The organism is Ruegeria sp. CDSA221 (genome assembly GCF_059611825.1).
This window is the reverse complement of sequence record NZ_JBXWPK010000033.1, coordinates 1-4,448: the sequence shown is the minus strand read 5'-3', so window position 1 is coordinate 4,448 and position 4,448 is coordinate 1. Positions and strand designations below refer to the sequence as shown.

General features: G+C 62.3%; 3 protein-coding genes. All 3 read left to right on the top strand.

Annotated features, from left to right (window positions below; translation table 11 throughout):
* A partial coding sequence (gcvT, locus tag AC2FJ5_RS21255) for a glycine cleavage system aminomethyltransferase GcvT (protein WP_496794510.1) occupies nucleotides 1-1,095 on the top strand: 1,095 nt, incomplete at its 5' end.
* An 18-nt stretch (nucleotides 1,096-1,113) separates the two neighbouring features.
* Nucleotides 1,114-1,479 carry a glycine cleavage system protein GcvH gene (gene gcvH, locus AC2FJ5_RS21250; protein WP_142640419.1) on the top strand — a complete coding sequence of 122 codons (366 nt, stop codon included), beginning with the start codon at nucleotides 1,114-1,116 and terminating at the stop codon, nucleotides 1,477-1,479.
* A gap of 113 nt (nucleotides 1,480-1,592) precedes the next feature.
* Entirely contained in the window at nucleotides 1,593-4,448 is a 2,856-nt protein-coding gene (gcvP, locus tag AC2FJ5_RS21245; protein ID WP_496704183.1) for an aminomethyl-transferring glycine dehydrogenase, read from the top strand.

Below are 4,448 nucleotides of genomic sequence, written 5' to 3'. Positions count from 1 at the left end.
ATGACGGATATTAAGCGCACGCCTTTGCATGGTTTGCATGTTGAGTTGGGTGGGAAGTTGGTTGATTTTGCGGGCTGGGAGATGCCTGTGCAGTATCCCTTGGGGATTATGGGTGAGCATGCGCAGTGTCGTGAGAAGGCGGCGGTGTTTGATGTGTCTCATATGGGTCAGGTGATCCTGCGGGGTGAGGATGTTGGTGCCAAGCTTGAGGCTCTGTGCCCGCAGGCCTATGCGACATTGAAGCCTGGCAAGGCGCGGTATGGATTTTTCACCAATTCGGATGGCGGGATCATGGATGATCTGATCGTGTCGAATGCGGGGGATCACTTCTTTGTGGTGGTGAACGCGGCGCTGCGTCATCAGGATATTCCGCATATGCGCGCCAATCTGGACGGGGTTGAGGTGAGCGAGATCTTTGACCGCGCGCTTGTTGCGGTGCAGGGACCGAAGGCCGAGGATGTGGTGGGTGCGCTTTGCCCTGCGGCGCGGGATCTGAAGTTCATGGAAACCGTTGTTGCCGACATCCTGGGGGCCGAATGCCGGATCTCGCGTCTGGGCTATACCGGCGAGGACGGGTACGAGATCTCGATCCCCGAGGACCGTGCGATAGAAATCACCAAGGCCTTCCTGGCGCATGAGGATTGCGAGGCGGCGGGCCTGGGCGCGCGCGACAGCCTGCGGCTGGAGGCGGGGCTGTGCCTGTATGGCAATGACATCGACCAGGGCACCTCGCCGATCGAGGCCAGCCTGGGTTGGGCGATCCAGAAACGCCGCAAGGAAGAGGGCGGGTTCCCGGGGGCCGACCGCATTCAAAAAGAACTGGCCGAGGGTCCCGCGCGCAAGCTGGTGGGCATCAAGCCGGAAGGCCGGGCACCGGCGCGTCAGGGCGTGGACATTCAGTGCGCGCAGGGCAATACAATCGGTCAGATCACCTCGGGCGGGTTTGGCCCGACGGTCGGTGGACCTGTGGCGATGGGCTATGTGGCGGCGGATCATGCCGAACCGGGTACGGCGGTGAACCTGATCATCCGGGGCAAGCCGCAACCGGCACAGATTGTGGCCACCCCCTTTGTCACCCAGAATTACAAGCGTTGAAGTCAGGAGAGAGACAACATGGCAACCTATTATTCCGAAGAGCACGAATGGCTGACCGTCGAGGGTGATACCGCGACGCTGGGCATCACCAAACACGCGGCTGAACAGCTGGGCGACGTGGTGTTCGTGGAACAGCAGGAAGCAGGCGACGAGTTCGAGAAGGGTGGCGAGATTGGCGTGATCGAATCCGTCAAGGCGGCGTCCGAGCTTTATGCGCCGGTTGATGGCGAGATCGTCGAGGTCAATGAGGCGCTGGCCGACAATCCGGGCGCGCTGAACGACGACCCCGAGGGCGAGGCCTGGATCTACAAGATCAAGATCACGGATGCGTCGCAGCTGGAAGATCTGATGGACGAAGCCGGCTACAAGGCCTTCATCGGGTAACTTCAATTCCGGGGCCCTGAAACCGGACCCCGGGCTTCATCTTTTTCCAAATACTCCCGCCGGAGGCATCTGCCAGAGCGGCTGGGCGAGACATTCCTTGAGGAGCGCTACACATGGCCTTCAAACTCACCGATTACGAAGCCTATGACTTTGCCAACCGTCGCCATATCGGGCCCAGCCCGACCGAGATGCGCGACATGCTCAAGGTGATCGGCTTCACGACGCTGGATCAGCTGATTGACGCCACCGTCCCCCCTGCGATCCGGCAGAAGGAAGCGCTGGACTGGGGTCCGGCGATGACCGAGCGCGATGCGCTGTTCCACATGAAAGAGGTGGCGAGCAAGAACAAGGTTCTGACCTCGCTGATTGGTCAGGGCTATTACGGCACCACCACGCCTGCGCCGATCCTGCGCAATATCCTGGAAAACCCGGCCTGGTACACGGCGTACACGCCTTATCAGCCCGAGATCAGCCAGGGCCGGCTTGAGGCGCTGCTGAACTTCCAGACCATGGTCAGCGATCTGACCGGGCTGGACGTGGCCAACGCATCCCTGCTGGACGAAGCAACCGCTGCTGCCGAGGCGATGGCGATGGCCAAGCGCGGTGGCCGGTCCAAGGCCAATAACGCGGCTTTCTTCGTCGATAAAAACTGCCACCCGCAGACCATTGCGGTGATCAAAACCCGCGCCGAGCCTCTGGGCATCGATGTACAGGTGGCTGATCCGGATACGATGGACGCGGGCGCGGTGTTTGGCGCGATCTTCCAGTATCCCGGCACGCATGGACATGTGCGCGACTTCACCGCCGAGATCGCGGCGCTGCATGAACATAAAGCCATTGCCATCGTTGCCGCCGACATCCTGTCGCTGGCACTGCTGAAATCCCCCGGCGAGATGGGCGCGGATATCGCCATCGGTTCGACCCAGCGCTTTGGCGTGCCGATGGGCTATGGCGGCCCGCACGCGGCCTATATGGCGACCACCGACAAGCTGAAGCGGTCGATGCCCGGCCGGATCATCGGCGTCAGCATCGACAGCCGGGGCAACAAGGCCTATCGCCTGGCGCTGCAGACCCGCGAACAGCATATCCGCCGCGAGAAGGCCAACTCGAATGTCTGCACCGCGCAGGCGCTGCTGGCCGTCATTGCGTCGATGTATGCGGTTTATCACGGCCCTGATGGCATCAAGGCCATCGCGCAATCGGTGCACCGCAAGACCTCGCGTCTGGCCGCCGGTCTGGAAGAGGCGGGCTTTGCCGTGGAACCGGAAGTGTTCTTTGACACCATCACGGTCGAGGTCGGCCATCTGCAGAATGTCGTGATGGAGGCCGCCGTGGCCCGCGGCGTCAACCTGCGCAAGGTCGGCGACAGCAAGGTCGGCATCAGCCTGGACGAACAGACCCGGCCCGAGACCATCGAGGCCGTCTGGGGTGCCTTCGGCATCGATCGGGCGGATGACAGCTCGAACAAGCAATACCGCCTGCCGGATTACGCGCTGCGTGAAAGCGAATATCTGACCCACGAGATCTTCCACAAGAACCGGGCCGAGGCCGAGATCACGCGCTATATGCGCCGTCTGGCCGACCGCGACCTGGCGTTGGACCGGGCGATGATCCCGCTGGGGTCGTGCACGATGAAGCTGAACGCCACGATCGAGATGATCCCGGTCACCTGGCCCGAGTTCGGCAATCTGCACCCGTTCTGCCCCGAAGATCAGGCACAGGGCTATCACGAGATGATTGCCGATCTGAACGACAAGCTGTGCCAGATCACCGGCTATGACGCGATCTCGCAGCAGCCCAACTCGGGCGCGCAGGGCGAGTACGCAGGCCTGCTGACCATCCGCAACTATCACTTCGCCCGCGGCGAAGGGCATCGCAATGTCTGCCTGATCCCCACTTCGGCCCATGGCACCAACCCGGCCTCGGCCCAGATGGTGGGCTATCAGGTGGTGCCGGTGCAAGCGGATGAGAAGGGCAACATTGATGTCGCCGATTTCCGCGCCAAGGCGGAAAAGCATTCTGACCATCTGGCCGCCTGCATGATTACCTACCCGTCGACCCATGGCGTGTTCGAGACCACCGTCCAGGAGGTCTGCCAGATCACCCATGATCACGGCGGTCAGGTCTATATCGACGGCGCCAACATGAACGCCATGGTCGGCCTGTCGCGTCCTGGTGACATTGGTGGCGACGTCAGCCACCTGAACCTGCACAAGACCTTCTGCATCCCGCATGGCGGTGGCGGCCCCGGCATGGGTCCGATCGGCGTCAAGGCGCATCTGGAGGAACACCTGCCCGGCCACCCGGAATACGGCACCGCCGTCGGTCCGGTCTCGGCGGCACCGTTTGGGTCTCCGTCGATCCTGCCGGTCAGCTGGGCCTATGTGCTGCTGATGGGCGGTGCGGGTCTGACCCAGGCCACGAAAGTGGCGATCCTGAACGCCAACTATATCGCGGCCCGGCTGCAGGACGCCTATCCGATCCTGTACACCTCGGAAACAGGCCGGGTGGCGCATGAATGTATCCTTGACACCCGTCCTCTGGATGAGGCGGCCCATGTCAGCGTCGACGATGTGGCCAAGCGTTTGGTCGATTCCGGCTTCCACGCGCCCACCATGTCCTGGCCGGTGGCCGGAACCCTGATGGTCGAGCCCACCGAGTCGGAACCCAAGGACGAGCTGGATCGCTTCTGCGACGCCATGCTGTCCATCCGGGCCGAGGCGCAGGACATCATCGACGGCAAGATCGATGCGGAGAACAACCCGCTGAAAAACGCCCCCCATACGGTGCGCGATCTGGTCGGCGACTGGGACCGCCCATACACCCGCGAACAGGCCTGCTTCCCCCCGGGCTCCATGGGCGTCGACAAATACTGGTCCCCCGTAAACCGCGTCGACAACGCATACGGTGACCGAAACCTCATCTGCACATGCCCACCAATGGACGCTTACGAAGAAGCCGCAGAGTAA

Coding starts and splice junctions, on each gene's coding strand:
- gcvP (WP_496704183.1), top strand. CDS start 1,593: ATGGCCTTCAAACTCACCGATTACGAAGCCTATGACTTTGCCAACCGT.
- gcvH (WP_142640419.1), top strand. CDS start 1,114: ATGGCAACCTATTATTCCGAAGAGCACGAATGGCTGACCGTCGAGGGT.